This window comes from Chitinophaga pinensis DSM 2588, assembly GCF_000024005.1.
GTDB classification, from domain to species: Bacteria; Bacteroidota; Bacteroidia; order Chitinophagales; family Chitinophagaceae; genus Chitinophaga; species Chitinophaga pinensis.
This window is the reverse complement of record NC_013132.1, coordinates 5,655,058-5,676,006: the sequence shown is the minus strand read 5'-3', so window position 1 is coordinate 5,676,006 and position 20,949 is coordinate 5,655,058. Positions and strand designations below refer to the sequence as shown.

Annotated in this window: 12 protein-coding genes; 2 read left to right on the top strand and 10 right to left on the bottom strand. The window is 47.1% G+C overall.

What is annotated here, in order from left to right; genetic code table 11:
- Positions 1-6 precede the first annotated feature (6 nt).
- The 5 genes from CPIN_RS22530 to CPIN_RS22510 all read right to left on the bottom strand — a co-directional run bounded on the left by CPIN_RS22530 (position 7) and on the right by CPIN_RS22510 (position 10,580).
- Positions 7-6,099 (bottom strand): papain-like cysteine protease family protein, encoded by a 6,093-nt coding sequence (locus CPIN_RS22530; RefSeq protein WP_012792154.1) that lies wholly within the window; start codon positions 6,097-6,099, stop codon positions 7-9.
- Positions 6,100-6,291: 192 nt separating this feature from the next.
- A complete protein-coding gene (locus CPIN_RS22525; RefSeq protein ID WP_012792153.1) occupies positions 6,292-7,467 on the bottom strand; it encodes an aminotransferase class V-fold PLP-dependent enzyme in 1,176 nt (391 codons plus the stop codon).
- Between the two features lie 61 nt (positions 7,468-7,528).
- Positions 7,529-9,322, bottom strand: coding sequence for a hypothetical protein (locus CPIN_RS22520; protein WP_012792152.1), 1,794 nt, complete (start codon positions 9,320-9,322; stop codon positions 7,529-7,531).
- Between the two features lie 8 nt (positions 9,323-9,330).
- The gene (locus CPIN_RS22515) at positions 9,331-9,861 is read right to left on the bottom strand and encodes an RNA polymerase sigma factor (protein WP_245552027.1); all 531 of its coding nucleotides are present in this window, start codon (positions 9,859-9,861) and stop codon (positions 9,331-9,333) included.
- Positions 9,862-10,064: 203 nt separating this feature from the next.
- On the bottom strand, positions 10,065-10,580 hold the full coding sequence (locus CPIN_RS22510; protein ID WP_012792150.1) for a hypothetical protein: 516 nt from the start codon (positions 10,578-10,580) through the stop codon (positions 10,065-10,067).
- Positions 10,581-10,705: 125 nt separating this feature from the next.
- Between CPIN_RS22510 and CPIN_RS36920 the strand changes: the two genes are divergently transcribed.
- Positions 10,706-13,816: an AsmA family protein gene (locus CPIN_RS36920; RefSeq protein ID WP_148230620.1), complete on the top strand. Its 3,111-nt coding sequence runs from the start codon at positions 10,706-10,708 to the stop codon at positions 13,814-13,816.
- Between the two features lie 91 nt (positions 13,817-13,907).
- Here the strand turns inward: CPIN_RS36920 and CPIN_RS22500 are convergent, their stop codons facing one another.
- Positions 13,908-14,762, bottom strand: a complete 855-nt coding sequence (locus tag CPIN_RS22500; RefSeq protein ID WP_012792148.1) for an alpha/beta fold hydrolase — start codon at positions 14,760-14,762, stop codon at positions 13,908-13,910.
- A 286-nt stretch (positions 14,763-15,048) separates the two neighbouring features.
- On the opposite strand from CPIN_RS22500, the gene CPIN_RS22495 reads away from it, so the two are divergent.
- Positions 15,049-15,642 (top strand): TetR/AcrR family transcriptional regulator, encoded by a 594-nt coding sequence (locus CPIN_RS22495; RefSeq protein WP_012792147.1) that lies wholly within the window; start codon positions 15,049-15,051, stop codon positions 15,640-15,642.
- Between the two features lie 630 nt (positions 15,643-16,272).
- Here the strand turns inward: CPIN_RS22495 and CPIN_RS22490 are convergent.
- From CPIN_RS22490 to CPIN_RS22475, 4 genes are all read right to left on the bottom strand, one after another.
- A complete protein-coding gene (locus CPIN_RS22490; RefSeq protein ID WP_012792146.1) occupies positions 16,273-17,112 on the bottom strand; it encodes an alpha/beta fold hydrolase in 840 nt (279 codons plus the stop codon).
- A 104-nt stretch (positions 17,113-17,216) separates the two neighbouring features.
- Positions 17,217-18,695 carry a carboxylesterase/lipase family protein gene (locus CPIN_RS22485; RefSeq protein ID WP_012792145.1) on the bottom strand — a complete coding sequence of 493 codons (1,479 nt, stop codon included), beginning with the start codon at positions 18,693-18,695 and terminating at the stop codon, positions 17,217-17,219.
- Between the two features lie 109 nt (positions 18,696-18,804).
- Complete coding sequence (locus CPIN_RS22480; protein WP_012792144.1) at positions 18,805-19,845, bottom strand: aldo/keto reductase; 1,041 nt, start codon at positions 19,843-19,845, stop codon at positions 18,805-18,807.
- Between the two features lie 66 nt (positions 19,846-19,911).
- Positions 19,912-20,508: a TetR/AcrR family transcriptional regulator gene (locus CPIN_RS22475; RefSeq protein WP_012792143.1), complete on the bottom strand. Its 597-nt coding sequence runs from the start codon at positions 20,506-20,508 to the stop codon at positions 19,912-19,914.
- Between the last annotated feature and the right edge of the window lie 441 nt (positions 20,509-20,949).

Sequence of the window (20,949 nt, the reverse complement as noted above, 5' to 3'; positions counted from 1 at the left end):
ATCAGTTCACACGTTGGTGTCCGATGGTGTCGCATTGGCTGCCAGTTTGAAAATCTCGTTTTCAAACATCGCTTTCGGTCCGTTGTTATAAGGTACCCTGGCTTTCCAGAAATCGACCAGTTTGATACAATAGTTCACGGAGTTACGTGCACCGATCAGTCCATTGAAGGTCTCCAGACTGCTCACATTCAGCAGATCCGCGTCATAATCATCATACTTGTCGTGTGCGGAATGATCCTGTCCGGCATAACAATGGAAGTTTTCGATCTCGCCATAATCACCCCATTTGCCATCTACAAATTCATCTGTTTTACCCGGTTTAAGATCGCCTGGATTCTTCAGCTTACGTTTGGTATGTCCTTTCGCAAAAGAGTCCTGTATCAGGTGCATAATAGAACCCAATGCTCTCCTTGAATTGTCAAGGAAGATCGAGTTACTGTCATTACTGAGCAGTTTAGTCACCGTATCTGTGTCTTTCGGACTGGTATCCGACGTAAAGAAGCTACTGATGCGGTAAGTATTGTTACCAAACTTGGAAGTCACCGGAATGGCTTTCAGCTGATCTTCGTCTTTTATACCTTCCTCGATAGACAGCTTATACATCGTTTCTACCCACAGCAGGATCTTGGCTTGCGTATCCTTCGGATCTTCTCCTTTTTTTGTACCCATGCCGTGCAGGAACTGCAGGTCCCAGAAGTGGGAGCGACCGATGATATTTTTCAGGTCTGTTTTGCTAGCGCCTTCCGCTGCTTTGAACTTCATCAGCCATACCAGACCGGTTGCAACCGTCCAGCTGGAGTATTTGCTGTCTTCAAACAGGAGGTTAGCCGGATCGTCATTCCAGAAGATACCACGGAAGATCTCATTTGCCTTGTGATCGCCACCTACGCCCACTTTCGTGTTTGCTGGCTGTTTTGCCGTGGAATTCACCAGTGCCGCCATGGTGATTTTTTCGTGAACAGGACTGTTCATGTGTAAAGGGTCCTGGATCTGATAACCTTCACCCGCATCTGCCTCGTCTTTGAAATGTACGATTTGTGTAAACAGTCTGGAAGAAGGATTATCAGTCACCATCTGCTCGTAAGCCGCGAGGAAATCATAGAAAGTCTCCGTTTTCTCTGTGCCGGTAGCCGGATCAATGAATACGAAATTGGTGCCTTTATCAGTACCGGTACCTTCTATTTTGTAGAGGATGCGGGCATGTGGAGAGAACGGACCTTCTGCTACGCTGGAGTCAATCGTGATCCACAGCGGACCATACGTTTTGATCCAGTTCACGTATTGCTGTATCGGGTAGCTGGCCGGACCTTCACCTACCATATTCAGCTGGGTCAGGAAGGCTTCTTTTTCCGCCGCTTTCAGTCCTTTGTTCGTATTGAATTTCTCCAGGTATTCGTCGCCCGCCAGCATCATTACATTTTCGATAGACATGGACTGCTTCATTTTCCAGGAAACCATCATGGTGGCAACGGTCGCCCAGCAAGCCATGGAATTCGGCTGTTTCAGTTTTGGAATAGTTCCGTCTACTTCCGCCAGTACCGTTTTGGAGGCGCCGCTGGTGATCTCTACACTTTCCACATTGCCTTCCGGATCAGTTTTCTGTGCTTTTACGTCCTTGCCCTGGTCAGCTGCTTTTACGGCTGCATCAGTCAAAGAAGGTTTAGCGGCACTCTTATCTTTTTCCATTTCAGCTTTTTTGGTAGCCCCACCGTCAATTACCTGCTGTAAGTGTTCTTTCACCAGTTTGCCATAATCATCATTGCTGATCGCGCCGGAATCCTTGGCCGCTTTCAGCGTATCCATGATCTTGGAAGAGTTGTCGGAGTTATGACTCTGCATGGCCATCGTTTTTGCCATCTCTGCAAAGGCTTTGGCATTTTCCTGGTTGGACAGGTAAGTCTTGATGGCATTCTGCTGATTGGCATCAAGTCCGGTGATATCTTTGAAAATACCCGCTTTACCCATCAGCTCCGACAATCCTGCCAGTCCTGCTCCTGGTTCTGGTGTGGCAGGTGCATTCTGGATATTGACAATCGGTGTTGCGAAATCTTTGAAGGCAGCTTTCCAGTCGGTCACTACCGGTGTCACTGGTGTAATCGTACCAATAGGTGTAGGCTGTTCTGTCTGGAATTTATCCCAGTCCTGAGAAGAGTTCTCCTTCACTTTTTCACAGGCGTCACAAGCGCCCTGTACGGCTTCCATAAATACGCCGCGTGTTGGTACACTGACACGGTAAGGAGGTACAGGCGTCAGTGGCTGATAGTGGTCGAACAGGGTTACTTCCTGTTCCACGCCTTCGTCTGTCTGTTCTGTAATGAAAGACTGGCTTACTTTATAACCAGGAGCTACCGGCAATACCAGGGAGTTACCTACGATACCCACCAGTTCATTTTTTACTACGGAAGCCAGACTTCTGAATCCGGTAGGTATACCGAACTCATTAAAGATCTGGATATTGAAACCATCCAGCAGCATAAAACGACGGTCTGTATCCAGGTTATACCACAGCGCTTTGTTATAATGTTCCAGGTTGCTGTTCAGGTGATCCAGCAGTTTCTGTACAAGGAACTGGTCTTCTTTACGCGGGTCTTTTTTCTCGTCCGCATTTTCCGGAATATACAGGAAGGTATCGTCCAGTATATCATCACCGACATTACCGCTGTAGAGGTAACCGTTGAAATGATCGGTAGAATAGCTGATGCGTACATTCTCTACGTTCAGGGTAACCAGTCCTTTCAGGGATTTGGCTGCCGGACTGTTACAGAACATTTTCAGCGTATCGCCAAAGTCTACTCTGCGTTTGCTGGTAGTACCGTTGAAGTTGACGCGCATGACACGTTCTCCGCCTTTATAACGGGCTGTCGTGCTCATATCGGTAGTAATGCCTTCAAAGCGGATCGCGTCGGTAATACGCTCAAAAACAACCGGTGCGATATCATTGTAATAGATCTCATCCCACTCTGAAATGAGCCTGCCTTTGAAATAATATTCCAGCATATCCAGGGTATCGGTATAACCCAGGATCGATGCATAGGCATCCCAGAGTTTTTTATCTACCTGTGCGCCCTGGAAGAAGTCGATAGGAGCGATGGTAATATTTCCCCATGGCAGTTTGATGGTGAAGTCGCGGAAATTGTTCACGCGGATACAACGGGCAGGCGCGACATATTCGTAATTGGCATCCAGGTGCATGAATCCGTCGAAGATCCTTTCTTTTCCCATTACTTCTTCTGTTTCCGTACGGGTACCGTCAGATCCCAGCAGGAGGGATAAACCGCCGGTCAGCACGCCTAATACCGCACTCTTTGCCACGCTGCGGGCGTCAGTTACCTCTTTGGTTACCGTTTTGGTGATGACAGGCAGTGACTTGATACGGTCGTATTTTGTTTTCGGACGTTCCAGGTTCACACGTGCATTCACCTCGCCTTTTACGAAACGGATCTGGTCTTTGTCATAAGAACCAGTTGGATAATCTACATGCTGGTAATTCGTCAGGATCCTTTCATTGGCATCAAACGCTTTCAGCAAAGGATGTTGCGGTCTGCCTAAATACAAAGCCGGCCGGAGGTAAGTACTGGATGGCATCGGCTTGAGATGTTTCGCCAGCACATCTGCCCATTTCCTGATATTTTCAGGGGTGAAATTGGTCATCAGTAAGGGTACGAACACACATTCTTCCACACTGGCCAGTTCCTGGTAGATAGCAAAATGACGCAGTACTTCGAAGTACATCATTGTCAGCGCATGACAGTGGTTATGGTTAGCTACTACATCAGCGGTAGCGCCATATGTCTGTCCTTCGCGTACAGAAGTTACTACGGATGCATTCAGCTGACGATAGCTTTCGGCATTCTGCATAATACTCTGACGCAGTCTTTCACCAAAGAACTGTGAAATATTACGGGAACTGTTCTGTGAGGCGGATGAATTGGAATTAGAATAACCACCTGCTACACCCAGGGAGGCACCAATCATACCGCCATAGCTTACAGCAGCACCAAGACCTGCACTGACACCGCTGGTGCTGGCAGAACTTCTGCCGCTCATGGCTTCACTGATGTTACCGCCCAGTTGATCGGAGATAGAACGTTCGTTCAGCAGACTGGCCGCCAGACTTTCACCCTGTGCCAGCGATTGTGTTTCTGCTCCGGTGAGAGAATGTTCTGCATCAATGATGACGATCTGCTTCTTCTGACCAGGAGCCAGTGCCAGGGAATACAGCAGATCACCCATAGAATAACCATCTGCTTTGAACTCTGATTTGTAATGCAGAATGTGTCCCGTAGCGACGGTTACTGCCTGATAGAAAGAGAGGTTTTCTTTGGCGTCAGGGGCGTCCTGCCAGCGGATCGGATTATCCAGGTCCACACCGGCACGGGAGATCTTTTTATTGTCGCCTGCGAGCTCATATTTGCCATTGAGTAACTTCCGCAGGGTGTAATTCGCTACATCCGGATCGGAGGTACGTACGATAGCGGAATAGTTATATTCGCGAAGGGTACGGTTAGGCGTGGAGAGGTTCACACAGGAACCTCCGATATCCTGTGAATACTGATCAGAGTTGATCAGGTCTTCCTGACCCGGCAGACGACCTGATTTTTTAACGGAATGACATTCGCAGTCATCGTCGCCATGTGCATGATCATCTTCACAAACAACATCTTTCAGTAACAGGTAGAGGAAATCCTGGGAGATGGACTGGTTGGTCTGGGATTGTGGATTGACTGCAATATCTACCGGACTGTCAGGCGTCAGCGATACCAGTGCCTGTGCGGCGGTAAATACGCCATAGGGGTAAGGCATCGAGAAGTTACCGGCACTATCTGCTTCCGCAGCGCCTACAATCTGCCACAGACTATCTGCGTCTTTTTTAGCCTGAATAAGGACTTTTGCCCCTTTCAGCGGACACTGTTTCGTCAGTTCCACCAATTGACCGCGCAGGCGCTTATTATCGTCTTTTGTGCCGCTTTTATCGCCTGCCGTGATCACGTTAGGACGTTGGAGCGGAACGCTGATTGCCAGCTTTGCCAGCGCCGGATCTTCCGGCTTGTATTGTCTGGACCAGATCACCGCTTTATCAAAGTTTTTTACCTTGATAAGAATGTTGCCGTCTATAGCAGATTGCAACAGCGGATTATCCCTGGTAAAGCTGAATTTGATCTTACCATCTTTGAAATCACCTTTGTGCGCCATCCAGTCAAAGTGCTGTATCTGCACCATAGAAACCGTATCGCTTTCCCTTACGGCATATTCTACAGAAAGATCAAACAGCAGTAAGTCGGTGAAACCGGTATCTGTACCATCTGCGGGAACAATTTCAAAATCACCGCCTATTTCCAGTGACTGTATCTCCGGCATATCCATCGGGAAGTCAATCAGCAGGTTGAAGTTGTCAATGACATAATTGGTGATCTCCTCTGTATTCTCATAGGAAAAGCTGTTCAGAATAGCACCGATACGTTGTTTGATAGTGTCGTCTATTGTCGCTTTCAGTACAGGTGATTTCCCACTGAGATCGATCAGCTGATTGATGACATACAACAGGAAAAATCCACCCGGATCCAGCTCTCTCACCCCGATATGTTCGATCATGGAAAGATAGCCGGTTTTGTTGACCATGTAGAGGTTCTTCCGGATATAGAGTTCTGCATTTCCATCCGCCGCAGGCGCAGTTCTTGCCAGTCGTGCAGAACGTTGCAGGGGAAGCAGGTCTTTCAGGAAGTACAGACCGTCAACAGTGCTGGTCTGGCTGCCACCGGCAAACTGTACCTGGAAGGGACTGCTGATTTGCTCCAGCGTTACATTGGCGGACAAACCTGAGTTGAAATGGAAGTTGAAATACTGAAATAACAGGTCGTAATTGTTGCTGAACATACTTCCTTCCGGCAGCGGAGAAAAGTATTCTTTCGCAGTCAGTTGTTGCTGAAAGCTGATAGAATTACTGTCCACGGCTTCCCGGATGTATATTTCAAATGTAGTGCCGGGAGGCATACTTTTACTGATCTGATATACCGGGTAACCAATGGTCACGGGTACGCTGCTCAAAGGCAGCTTTGAGGGGTCCGCAGCATAGCGGAACGTCTTTTGGAGCGTTAACATGCTTTACGTTTTGGGGTCTACGTTTTCCGTTGTGATGTAGGTTAATCTGAATGCTACACTTTCGGGGTTAGTTGTTGTGGTGCTTATTTATAGCGCTATCTCTTAAGCGGGGACAAAATTAGGGTGCCCGCAGCTAACTGACAATCGTTTTGCTACGGATATTTGGAATCAGGTATTTATACGCATGATAAGTTAAGCGATCGCAGTCAGCAGTTGCATAAACCGGTCGATCTCTGCTTCCGTGTTGTAATAGTGCGGTGATACTCTTGCCACCCATTCAATGCCCTTCTGTGTGAAATCAATGATAGCAGACGACCTGGCAGTGGTGTAAATATTGACGCCGTGTTGTTTGAAATATTGTTTGAAACGCTCCGGTTCCTGGTTCGCTATACTGAAGGTAACGATACTGCAGGGGTGTTTTCCTTTGTCCTGTAACTGTACGCCAGGTACATTGCCTAGCTGATGCCGCAGGTAAGCGGTAAGCGTTTCATTCCGGGTTTGCACCTCCTGTATTCCTATATCCAGCAGGTATTTTATGGCAGCAGTACTTCCCGCCATCAGCGCAAAGGCTGTTTCCCAGTCTTCAAAACGTTTGGCATCTTCCCGGTGTGTATAGGCATGGATACCGGTCCATTCGGCGCCTCTCAGATCCGGGAACAATGGTTCTAATCCGCTTTGTAATGCTTTATCAGAGATATATAAAAAGCCAGCGCCTCTGGGGCCCCGCAGGAATTTACGGAAGGTGCCGCTGATGAAATCAGCGCCTGTAGCAATGGCGTCAACGGCTAGTTGTCCGACGGATTGACACGCATCCAGCAGATACAAAGTATCATAACGTTTAGTGATATTACCGATTGCGGCTACCGGTTGTACGAGTCCGGAACTGGTAGGTACATGTGTGACTGACACAAGGCGTGGTTGAAGTGTGTTGATCTTTTGTTCCAGGTCTTCCAGGTCAGTTTCACCGGAAGGTGTATTTCGCACTGTGACGATCTCTATTCCCAGTCTTTTCTGCAGAGAAATAAAGGCGATAAAATTAGAAGGGTAGTCGTTTTCTGTCGTCAGGATGACGTCTCCCTGTTTGAATGGCACGGCAGACAAGGCACGGTTGAAGCTGTCAGTAGCATTGGTGGTAAAGGCGATGTTTTCGGATCTGCAATGCAACAGTTTGGCCATGTAGGTATAGAACTGATCCAGTTCAGCGCTGTACTTGTCAGCAGTCTCATAACCACCGCCGGTTTCTTCTGCTGAAATATAATCCCTGATACCATTGGCTACCACTGCCGGCATCAGCGCGGCACCTGCATTATTCAAATGAATTAGCTGTTCACAGCCGATAGTATCTCTTCTGATCTTTTGAATATCCATATGGGTACTGTTTCAAATTATATACCGCGATTGGATATGAAGATAGCATTTTTATCAGCTGCTATCGGGTGAACAGTCTTCTCCTGAACAGCAGTTCTACCTGTACCGGTGTTTTTATCGGCCAGTTTTTTTGCAGGCCGGTATTGGTGAATGGAATGATGGTACGCACACCTGTCTGCCATTTACCGAACTCATAATACACTTCAGCGAGTCCGCTGATGCGCCTGTGTACCAGACTGTCCGTTTCTGTTTGCGTAGCAGCGCGGAGTATGGTAGCACCTCTTTTGTTCAGGGTATCTGCCAGCGTCTGTGCTACGGCTGCTTTTCCCAGCAGGGAGAGTTGCGCACCTGCGCTTATTTTCAGGTGTGGGGTGAGGGAATAATGCACCTGCAGGGTAAGACCTGTCCCATGTTGTTTAATCACGGAGCGGATGGTATCATACTGTGGGAATCTGCCGCCTGCTGTTCTGGAATGATGCTCGTTGGAGGGCAGTATGGTGTTGATAGCAGGCATGATATCAGCCGACAATGCGACACTTCCAATGACCCTTTCGATACGAAGAGAAGGGATCAGCAGACGCCAGTATTGTTTCTTTCCATCAGGCCCGGTGAAGTAGTAGGTGTTGCCTTCTAAAGGGATAGCGACAGGTAGTTGTCCGTAGAGATTCCAGGCAGCGCGTATTTCCCGTTTATGAGAGGGAACAGCCGCTGTAGCGATTTTGTTACGGTCTTTGCTGTTATGAAGCAGACTAACATTCCGGCTCTGGTCGGGTTGTTTTACAGGTTCCAGGATCCAGCTGCTGGTCGAAGCTGGTACAGACAGATCGCTGCTTGTCCTGTTCCTGTCCGCCGGAAGAAGAGGATTTTTGGATGTAGGGGTGCCCGTTGCCGATGCATCATTGTTGGCTTCGCCTGTTTCCGGCTTCGCCGCTTTCTGCTGTGGATAGTTGCCGGCAAAAGAGGGCTGCTTAGCCTCATTATTTACACCGCTGGCTGCAGGAGGCTTGCCTGCTCCTGGCAGTTGCGGTGAACCAGCCCGGGGTGTTTGCTGACGACCAGATGGAATGACCGGATCAGTGATGGCTGGTTGTTGATTGGATGACAGACCGGCAGACGTTTTATGGTCGCCATTGCTGGTATTCCTTTGCGTGAGTAGTCTGGATGGACGACTGGTGTTGCCGGTCGTTGATTGTTTTATATAGGCATTTGCTTGTTGCGAAGCATTATTAGTTTTACCAGGAGTAGCAGCAGCGTTATTGCCTGTTTTCGCTGTTCCATCAGATACCCTTGTAGTGGCCACTGCCTGATCACTTTTACTGTCAGCCGTTCCCTGGGCTACCTGCGCGCGTCTACCTGCGCCTGTAACTGTCTGGGATTGTTCTTCCGTGCTATTAGCGATGGCATCCTGTGCCTGATGGGTAGCTGCTGGCTGCGTCTGATCTGTTTCCGGAAGACCCTCCTTCATATGATTACTGTCCGAAAGAGAAGGCGTTATGGCTGAATAACTACTGTCAACTGATAATTGAACAGCATCTGCCGCAGGACTATCAGCAGCCGGCTGTACGATGGCCGGATGCGTATCCTTTGTCTGCCCGGAATGTTTATACAGCCACCAGCCGCTGACGCTCACGGTAACGGCAGTACCGGAAATAAGTACACCTTTCAGTAATCCTTTTATTACAGCAGCACCGGGTTTTGGCGTTGGCTTCGGAGCAGTGGGAGAGGAAGGCGTATGGACAGGCATCGCCTTATCCAGCATATGCTGCATAGCCGACCATCCCTGTTCCACGGGTGGAATGGGAATACCGCTTTCCTCGCTGTTTAAAAACTTATCACTCAAATTTTGCTCAGACACGTTTAACCCTATTTTTTATAATACTGTAATAAAACTGGTTTCAACCGCTTTCTTACCTCGCTCAGATGCCACTTGACGGTGCCTGCACTCAGCTCCAGCTGTGCTGCGATCTCTGGTATCTGACAGCCTTCCAGGTAGAATAAAATGCAGATCGCTCTTGTAGCTGGTGGCAGGACATCCAGTAGCTTATAAATGTCCGACGACTCCAGGGCTGTCAGCGGATTATCATTATCCGGAATGATGATCTCGTCCACTTCCACATGCCTGGGCCATCCGTTGACCTTGAGTTTGTCCAGTGCCGTATTGCGTACGATCGTATAGACCCAGTTAAAGAATTCTCCCTTATCGTCATTGTACCTACCGATGTTCTTAAAAACCTTTAGCATACCATCGTTCAATGCTTCCAATGCGTCTTCCTGTACCGGGAAAAACTTCCGGCACAATAGAAACAACGCGGGATAAAACTTACGGTAAAGTTTCTCCTGACCAAGACGGTCATTAGCGGCACATAATGTTATCAGCTCCTTAATATCTTCCAACTGAAGGACTCCCAATAGGTATTATAAATATTATTTCATGACAGCGCCGTTTCTGACGCAATATACCTGGACCCCCCAAAGGTGGCCCAGGCGTGAGAACAAACTGGCTATAGTATCTTGCTACGCACGGAAACGTAATACTGGAACGATATTTTGTCTTATTAGTTACAATTACAAAATAATTATGCCTGTTGCTGATCGCTTTATCTCAGAGAAATACCGCTGGCTCTCACTCTGCTCACCGGCGAATTATCGCTGCTTGCATTTTTGTATACCCGGTAACCGGTAGAATCCACTGGTGGATAATGCGGGCGTGGGGTATCCGGATGCTGTGGCGGATAATGTGGTCGTGGCGTATCCGGGTGATGGGGTGGATAGTGCGGACGCGGGGTATCCGGGTAATGAGGCGGATAATGCGGACGCGCCGTATCCGGATGCTGTGGCGGATACGGTGGATAAGGTGGATGAACGATCGTATCCGGAGGATGTGGTACCGTGTCATGTGGGAACGGTATCGTATCGTGCGGAATGGTGTCATGCGGGAACGGGATCGTGTCATGTGGTATCGTATCATGCGGAATGCTGTCCGTAGGAATCGAATCCCGGATGTCAGCAACGGAGTTGCGACCCTGGAATTTGAGTACTTCCTCTTTGGAGCACGCCGTGTGTACGAGAATGATTCCCCCTACAAATAGTGTGTAGACGCCGAGTTTTTTCATAGAGTTCGTTTTACTATCATAGTTAACGGTGAGTAATTGCGCAAAGGTTGGGTACCCAGAAAAATTTTTTTCTATCTTTGCGCCCGCAAGTGCAGTGGACAACAAATGCTGCTATCCTATACCTTATGCTTAATGGAAGAATGAAGAGAATCGCGTTGAAAACGCTGAAAATTGTTTCGGCGTCAGTCCTGGGAATATTAATACTGCTTTTTTTATTACCATTATTATTTCCCGGAGCGGTCTCCAAGAAAATAAAGACCTGGGCCAATAACAGCATCAGCACGGAATTGAACTTTTCAAAGGCAAGACTGTCTTTCTTTAATCACTTTCCCTCTCTGACGCTTACTTTGTACGATGTCAGTCTGAAAGGCTCCGCACCCTTCGAACATGACACCCTCGTAACCGCCAATGCGGTTTCCCTGGGAGTGAACCTGGGTAGCGTCTTCTCTAAAACGCTCAGAATCGATGAGATATACCTGACCAAAGGTAATATTCACGTCCTGGTAGATGGAGAAGGGCGTCCCAACTATAACGTCTATCAGTCATCCGCCGGGGCAAAGGAATCGGCCGACAGCAGCGGAGCTTCTTTAAAAATCGAACGCATTCAGCTGGATCATTGCGGCATTATTTACCATGATAAATCCCTCGGACTATATATCCGTGCCCGTGAAGTCAATTACCTGGGTAAAGGTGACCTGGAGTCTTCACAGTTTGACCTGTTCTCCAAGATCAATATTGCCTCCCTAGATCTTTCCTATGGGGAAGTACCTTATATACAGTCTAAAAAGCTAAATGGTGACCTGATCACCCGTATTAATACGAAGTCGCTGAATTTCAGCTTTGAAAGGAATGACCTGAAGATTAACCAATTGCCTGTTAAACTGAACGGTGCGTTCAGCTTCCTCAGAAATGGGTATAAAATGGATTTCAGACTCAGTTCCGGGGCTTCCACATTAGCCGCTTTGTTCAGTGCCCTGCCGGCTGATTATGTATCCTGGATGGAGCAGACTGAAATAAAAGGGGATGCAGAAGTAAGTGCCTCATTGACAGGTAACTATATCGCGAAGACGAATAAAATGCCTGACTTCAGCTTTAATATTAAGGTAAGGGACGGCGTGATCGCACATACCGGCGCTTCCAGTAAAGTACAACAGTTACGACTTGATTTTCAGACGAAACTGCCGCAGATGAATACAGAGAAATTCTATGTGAGTCTTGATTCTCTGTACTTTACACTGGATAAAGGCTTTTTCAGTTCATCGATGAATATGACAGGTCTCTACAGACCTGACATCCACGCCCGCATGGAAGCAGACATTGATATGCAGCAATGGGGGGAAGCGATGGGTTGGGATAAATTCGATCTGAAAGGACAGTTCCATGCACACCTGAAAGCCGATGGCCGCTATATACAATATGCAGTGAATAATGGTCCGGGACATGAATCAGATGTGGCTATCAGCAGCATCCCTGCGTTTGATTTCAGTTCCAGTCTCACGAATGGGTATATCAAGTTTGACAAGGTCAGGGAACCTGTTCACAATATCGCATTTGATGTAAAAGCAAACTGTCCGGATAATAACTATGCCAACATCCGGGTGGACGTTAGCAAGCTGAATGCGGAAGTGCTCAATAACTATATTAAAGGATACCTCTTGCTCGCGAATGGGCAGCAGCCACAGGTAGATGCGAATCTGAAGGCCGTACTGCACATGGCGGATGTGGAGAAATTCTATCCGCTGGATGGTATCGATCTGAGTGGTGATCTGAATATCAATATCTTAAGTAAAGGTATTTATAAACCTGCGGCAAGCCTGTTCCCGGTAACCACGGCAGCACTGCACATGAATAACGGTACCCTGCAAACGAAATACTACAAACATCCTATTGAAAAGATCAATGTGAATGCGGTACTGACAGATACCTCCGGTAGTTTGCAGTCCCTGAAAGTAGATATCAAACCAGTCTCTTTTGCCTTTGAAGGTCAGACATTTACACTGAAAGCAGCCCTGGATAATTTTGACAACTTACGCTATAATATCCTGGCCAGCGGTATCATTGATCTGGGGCGTATTTATAAAGTACTAGGCAAGGAAGGCTATGATGTAGAAGGCATGATCAAAACAGATCTTTCCTTACAGGGTACACAGGCAGATGCCATGAGCGGACAATACGCCAATCTCAATAATAAAGGTTCGCTGACTGTCAGAGATGTCACCATCACGGCTGCCCGTTTCCCTTTACCCTTCCATATCGAAAACGGTGTATTCCGCTTTGAAGAAGACAAGATGTGGTTTGACAAATTCGACCTCCGTTATGGTCAGTCGGATATCCAGTTGAATGGTCATCTGTATAACCTGATCGGCTACGCCACACAGAAGAACCAGCAACTAAGAGGGGCGTTCAGCCTGAAAAGTAATTACCTGCTGGCTGATGAATTAAAATCATATGGTCAGGAGGAATCAGACGGTACACCAGAGCCTCCGCATGTAGTCAATATACCTGCTAATCTCTCATTATCGCTAACGGCAAATGCGGAAAAAGTACGTTTTAGTGGCATAGATATCAGCAAATTCCATGGTCAGTTGCTGGTGGATAATGGTAGTCTGCAACTAAACAAAACCGGCTTTAGTATCATCGGCGCTCCGGTAGCGATGGATGCTGTGTACACACCGCTCAGTGAACAATCAGCTGCTTTTGATTACCGTATCAATGCGAGACAGTTTGATATTAAACGCGCCTACAATGAGATCAGGCTGTTTCATGATATGGCGACTTCAGCAGGTGCGGCAAGTGGTATCGTCGGACTGGATTATCATGTCAACGGCCGGCTGGATGAAAACATGCACATTGTTTATTCTTCCTTGAAAGGAGAGGGGGTGTTGTCGCTGAAGAAAATAAAAGTCAAAGGATTCAGGATGTTGAATGCCGTAGGTAATACCACCAACCGCAAAGACATTAAAGATCCCAGTTTGTCAGAAGTAGATATCCGTTCTTCTATTGCAAACAACATCATTACTATTGAACGCACTAAATTGCGTATTGCTGGTTTCAGGCCGCGTTTTGAAGGACAGGTCAGCTTTGATGGCCGCCTGAATATGAAAGGACGCGTCGGATTACCGCCGTTTGGTATTCTGGGTATTCCTTTCAATGTGACAGGTACACAAAAGAATCCGGTAGTGAAATTGAAACGTGGCAATGCGAAGGATTCGCTGGATAGAGAGGACGCTGAATAAACACTGGTAGCAGGTATTCATCACTGACTATGATAAAAGAACGCGTCCGCCGCTGGGGGGACGCGTTCTTTGTTTTTATAGGATGGTTTTCTCAGGCAATGCCTTTCAGGAAGAGATTCACCTGTATTACAAATAGCTCCGGATATTGATAGATGGAGCCATGATTTGTATCAGGATAAATAATCAGTTGCGCATCCGGAAGGTGTTGCTGGAGGATATAATTGTTGACGGTCGGGAAGATGATATCATCATGACCGCTGACGATCAGCACAGGAACTTTGATCTCCTTGAGGTAATCATAAGAACCTTCGTGTTTAGTGCCCCAGGCGGTGATAGCGGCCAGTTGTGCCGGTACCACCTTATCGCTGATAGCCGGATCCCGGTTTTCTACCCTGGCCCTGATCCTGTCCAGGAAACGGCGGCCTGCCTGTTGACTGGCTTCAGAAGGTGTAAAGAAGGTGTCCAGTAACAGTTCATCAGCCGGGTCATAAGTCCTGCTTAAAATGTCCCATACCAGCGGACTGAATGTATCCAATCCTTCACCGCCCCTTGGACCAGAACCTACCAGTATCAGTTTCCGTACCAGCTCCGGACGATCTAATGTCAGCTGTTGAGCAGCGAAACTTCCCATAGAAAAGCCTAACAGATCTATCTGTTGCAGACCCAGTGCATCGATAAAGGCAGCCGCATCGCTGGCAATAGCTGCGGTGTTGTTTTTAGGTTCACCTTCAGAACTGGAAATGCCGGTGGTATTGAAGATAATGACTTCCCTGTCTTTGGCCAGTGCATCCATCACTGCCGGATCCCAGTTATCCATGGTACCGGTAAAGTGTTGCATAAAGACCATTGGCAGACCTTTACCACTGCCATAACGGCGATAAGCCAGTTTATTACCCTTAACCTGTATGTATTGTGTCGGTGCCGTCACATGCGTATGTGTGCTCATTGTTAGTGATTTTATATTTTATCGGATCATGTACCATCTGACCACCCGTTTTTCTGCCATGAGAAACGACGCTGCGCAGCGATGAACGGGCCTGATCTTTACGATTCCTTTGATAATGCAAATGTAAATGAACGATTGTTCATAATCCAAATCACTAACAGTGTTCTTTATTGTATTTAAGATATAATAATCTGTATTTATATATTTTTCAATTTATAGCGATGAAATAAATTTTCTTAAAAAATGAATGATCGTTCATTGTATATTTGCAGTGTAATTCTTGGCAATGAGTAAGGGTAAAAATACAAGGCAGTTCATTATTGAGCAGACAGCGCCGCTTTTTAATACAAAAGGGGTAGCAGCGACAGCGATCACGGATATTATGGAAGTGACGAATCTGGCAAAAGGCAGTCTTTATGTGCATTTTGCCAACAAGGAAGAACTGGCTTATTGTGCAGTAGATTATAACCTCCAGCAATTCGTAGAGAAAACCGGTGCAGAGGCACAGAAATATAGCGGTGCAAAAGAAAAGTTTTTTGCCTTACTCGACTATCTGGGCGACCCGTTGAACCCTCCTGTAAAAGGTGGTTGTCCGATGATGAATTTTGGGATGGAAGCAGATGATACCAATCCTGTGATCAGGGAGAAAGTATACAACACCATCTGTACGGTACAACAGGCAATGACTGATATCGTAGAACAAGGTATTGCAGAAGGTACATTCAATAAAGACTGGGATGTAAAGGTCTTTGTGACGAAAGCCTATGCGATGATAGAAGGAGGCATCCTGGTATCCAGGGTATCAGGGAACAGCGATCAGATGAACCTGCTGGTGGGTCTGTTAAAGGCTGAAATAGCGGCACAGGTGATTAAAAGCTAAAGTCATATTATTACAAGGTATTAATAGTCAGGCCGGAACAATTTGTTCCGGCCTTTGTTATGCTGTCAATAGGGGGGAGCTGACAGATAATCCCACCGGCTTAAGGTTGTTCTTTTGAGGAAACAGTCATGTGTAAGGAAGCCAGAGGAAAAGCGTATGTATGGAACCTACTGTGTATTAGTCAGATAAGCTACACAACCCATAGATAACCCTTATATACGCTTATCTATGAAATGTCTAGAATATGCAAGCGAGATCAGGTATAGTCTTAGTACAGAAAAACCTTACAATTCACCTATTGAGTGCAGGATTAGCTTTACAGGTGTGAGGTGGTTTCAGCGAGCGCTTTACGGCGTTCTGATATAGGTTGACACAATTCTCAGATAATCCTGTTTGAAGTTTACAAATAGTGCTTTAAATCCTGATGAAGGTTTACAGCGGTTTTCTAATCATATGATTGGTGTACAGGCTTCTTTTTAGTGCGTCCATCTGGCGGGTATTGTTCGAGCGGGCATTTTACAGCAGACAAAAAAAAGCCCTGAGCAGCTGGTGCCAGGTCCGTAGACAAGGATGCTGATCAGGGCATTTTCAGGCATTTTTAAGCCAGTCTAAGCCAGTTTTGACGTAATGTTATTTCTGCAGGAATTCATCGATCATTTCGACCACTAAAAGCGGCATTTTACTGTTTTTATCAGGCGCGCAGATCTCCCCGATATAATCCCCATGACCACCCGGCAGGATCGCGAGTTGTGCATGTGGGAGGGTACGTGATAGCAGCAATACATGTTCACTGGTAATAACGTCACTGTAACCATTGATCACCAATGCAGGCGCCTCTATGCCTTTGATCAAGGTGTCAGGAATGTCTGTGAATGCGAGCATACGCCTGGAATCGCGCATGAACATTGCTTCCAGTCCTTTCGGGTCCGGGTTGATCTTCCGGTAGGCATCTGCGAGCGGCGCCGGCATCTGTGCTAAGGTAGCCTGTGCCATGCCTTCAAAGAAGCCCGGAGACATCCCATCCCTTCTGTACAGCGGAGAGGCCAGTACCAGTTTATTGACCAGGGCAGGGTGACGGATAGCTATCTGTAAGGCAGTGGTAGCGCCATTGCTGAAGCCCATTATATCGGCCTTGCTGATCTGTAATTGTTGCAGCAGCGTAGCCACGTCATCGGCATCCTGTTCGAAGGTCATAGGGCGGTCTATATCCGCGGTATGACCATGGGCCTGTAACTCTATTGCAATTACTTTATGATGTAGGGCCAGTGACGGTAAGACGCGGCCATAGGTTGTTTCAATGGTAGAGCCGCCACCGTGTAAGAGGACCAGGGGCATCCCTGTGCCATGGATCTCATAATACAGTTTGAGGCCGTTGACTGCCGCATAATGACCCGTAGAAGATGTTTGTGCATTCGTCGTTAACTGTGTCATTGTCAGGAGGATTGTGAAGAGAATGATTGTTCTCAGCATGGTAAGGTGAATTTCAGATAACGCAAACTTAGCGCCTGCAACGATAGCAGAAGATGGCCGGATGCGCCAATGTTACCGGGGAATCCGGTCATCTTATAACAGGATCATTTGCCATGCAGGATAAAGCCCATGGTAGGATGCTCCGGATCTTCGTAGTCATCTGGTGTGGTAACATGGCTGTTTTCACCGAAAACCATCCCTGTTTTAGCAGCATCGTAATGCGGCCATAGCTGACGGCCTTTGATGAAATCACACCACTGTTGATGCATCAGTGTCGCCAGGGCCGGATTAGCAGGGGGATGACCTTCACCAGGAATATACCAGATATAGGCCAGTTCGTCGGCATGTGTCGCAGGTGCCCCATTCTTGGGCTGTTGAAACGAATACAACCACACGTTTCTACTAGCGGCAGCCAGTGCTTTTGCCAGCCGGAAAGTATGTAACTGGTACATATAACGGCTTAACGTGATGATGGCAGCAGTATCTTTCGGACGGTCCTGGATGCGTTTCCAGGCGGCATAACTATACTTGTAATTATCACCAAACCAGTCGCTCAGCGAAGCGGAATCCGGTGTATACAGACGACGGTCCATATTCATAAAAAGGATCGCTTCCGCTTTATTGGTACCCAACAGTACCCGTACCTTTTTTTTAGGATGTTTTTTCACATAAGCCAGTGCATCTTCTTTGATGACAAGGCCGTCTGTAACCGGACCAAAGTAATTAGTGCCTTTCGGCCCGCCTAATATCTTCGCCTGTGCCGGTATCAGGGTGGTAGCCGGTAACTGCAGCAGTGCCGCCGGATCACTGATACCTAAGGTATCCATCAGCCGCTGCCGTATGGCTTTTGCGGTGGCAATATCACGGATACAGTTCACGGAGCCGCTTTCCAGTATCAACTGACGAAAACTACCTTTTGCGGCAGGAGCCACCAGTAACGCAGATATTAGTTTTGCCCCGGCGGATTCTCCCATCACACTTACCCTCGAAGGATCGCCGCCGAAAGCACGGATATTTTTCCTGATCCATTGTAAAGCCATCATACAATCCTGCAGACCGTTATTCCCCGATGTTTCATACCCGGGAATATCACCCATATAGAGAAAGCCGAATACACCTAAACGATAATTGATCGTAATACAGATGATGCTGTCTTTATCTGCGAATGCATGGCCATTCATCCCCATACCGCTGCCACCAGTCATACCGCCGCCATGTACCCATACTACGACAGGCATCTTTTTAGCAGGTAGAACGTCAGGCGTATAGAGGTTTAGCGTCAGACAGTTTTCATCGCCTCTTACACCCTGGTTCTCCCCGTTGTATTGAGCGGCGGGAGCACCAAAGCTGGTACAGGATAAGGTATCCTTCCAGGCAGGTGTTTCGACAGGCGCTTTGAAACGTAGTGCACCGACAGGTGGCGCCGCATAAGGAATACCTTTAAAAACCGTGACATCTTTTTCAACAGCACCGCGCACATAACCGCGGCTTGTTTTGATAACAGTGGTGGACTGAGCAGAAAGCGTAAGCGCCGGTAGCAGGCACAAACAGGAAATGAGCGCGCGAAACGAGGAACAATTCATGATAATATCAACAGTTAGTACCGCTCAAAATAAGACATGTTTTGGTAAATAGGAATTAAAAAGCCGCTGTCGGGAATGACAGCGGTTGTCTATGATGAAAGCAGAAAGGTCAGGATTGTGTATGTCCTGACCCCGCGCCAAAGATGAGCTGCTGGGAAGCTGTAATAATTTCATGCGGTGATCCCAATGAGATGGCACTCACGTCGCTGAGTCTTTTGATCTCGTCTTCACTGAGCGTTACCTGTAATGAGTCGAGGTTATCCTGTAATTGCTCCTGGTTACGAGGACCGATAATGGTTACTGTTGACAATTCGTTAGGTTTATAAATCTGACGTAACCATGCCAATGCCACATGGAGCAATTTTGCCTGATGCGTGCCGGCAATATCGGTAAGCGTATCCAGTATAAGCGTCTCTCGGTTGGTTTTTTCGCCTTTAACAAGAAAGTCGCCCCATTTTTCCAGCCGGGAGTCTTTGTTTGTTGCAGGTGTACGATATTTTCCGGTGAGTGTACCTCCGGCGAGCGGTGACCAGAAGGCGACTCCAAGGCCTAATGCTTCTGCCATCGGCAGCAATTCCCTATCAGGCGTACGTTCAATCAGGTTGTATTCTATCTGAATACCTACAATCGGCGCCCAGCCGCGCAGATCGGCCATGAGGGAGGCATTGGCGGTTTTCCAGGCAGGATAGTTTGAAAAGCCTGCATAAACGATCTTTCCGCTTTGTACAAGATCATCTAAACCGCGGACAATTTCCTCTACAGGTGTCTGCCTGTCATCAATATGCGCCCAGTACAAGTCCAGTCTATCCGTATTAAGACGCTTAAGACTTGCTTCAACAGAACGGACGATGTTCTTGCGGCTATTACCTGTAGTCAGCAATGTAGAACCGCCGGTGCTAAATTTAGAAGCTAGTACCAGGTCATTTCTTTTATCAGCAATAAAACCCGACAGGAGCTCTTCAGATTCTCCTACCTGGTACCCGTCAGCTGTATCAATAAAGTTGCCCCCAGCGGCAACATACGCGTCGAATACCTTCTTCGATTCTTCCGGGGTAGCGCCATGTCCCCAGCGCGTACCGAAATTACCAGTTCCTAGTACAAGCTCAGACACACGCAGGCCTGACTTCTTTCCGAAGATCTTATAGTTCATAAATTCGTCTTTTAAGTTTGAATAGTGTTTATATATAACGATCGGTATATGAAAAATCAAAAAAATTTAATGTTGGGAAATGCCCTGGACGGTCTCTTTGGCAGTGGTGAGTATTACATCAAGGAAAACGGGATTCTGCGTGGCTTTACCTATCAGAATAGCGCCTTCTATCAGGGCGATAATGGTGAGTGCTGTTTTTTGTACGTCGGTATCTTTTTTAAATTCATTGGCAGCCATACCTTTTTCAATGACAGCGGTCAAATCCTGCTTCCATCTCAGTAAACCTTCAGCAGCTCTCTTTCTCAGACCTTCATGCGTATCATCTGCTTCAACCGCAGTATTCATCATCGGACAGCCGCCACCGCTGCTATCCATACTACCATAATATACCGCGATATTAGCCAGTAATTTATCCTTATAAGTACCACACTTGTCCATCGCATTGCTGATAGCCTGCCTCAGCCGGAGCAGGTTATAATCAAACACAGCATAAGCAATCTGCTCCTTATTTTCAAAATTACCATAGATACTGCCCTTTGTCAACCCGGTTGCCTTCTCCAGATCCGTAATAGACGTACCGGCATATCCCTGTCTGTTCATCAGGTTAGCGACTGATTCTATAATTAATTGCCTGGTCGTTTCGGATCTGGGAGTGAATTTCATGATGCAAATATAACGATCGGTATATAAAAGTTATGTAATGGAATTGTCATAGTTTGAGGCGAACAGGAAATGAAAATAATGTACAACTGAAAACATTGTCTGAAATCATAGTAAAGACGTCAAATCTACCTTAAAAAGCCGCCTATTTATAAACTTGCACATCAATAAGACACAGATCAAATAGATAGCAATAGGTAGGCAACAACACAAATAGTCGGGCGGAGGTTTCAGATGACCAGGCGAACCTTAGCCCGTCCCCTGCATAAAGCTACCGCCCAGTATAGCTATATCCCTCAGCCATTCTCCCCAAGCTCAATCATGTACTGAACGGGCGTCAGTTCGTTCTGGTCATCTGAAACCAGAGCAAAGACGCCCAATCTACCTTAAAAAGCCGCCTATTTACAAACTTGCACATCAATAAGACACAGATCAAATAGATAG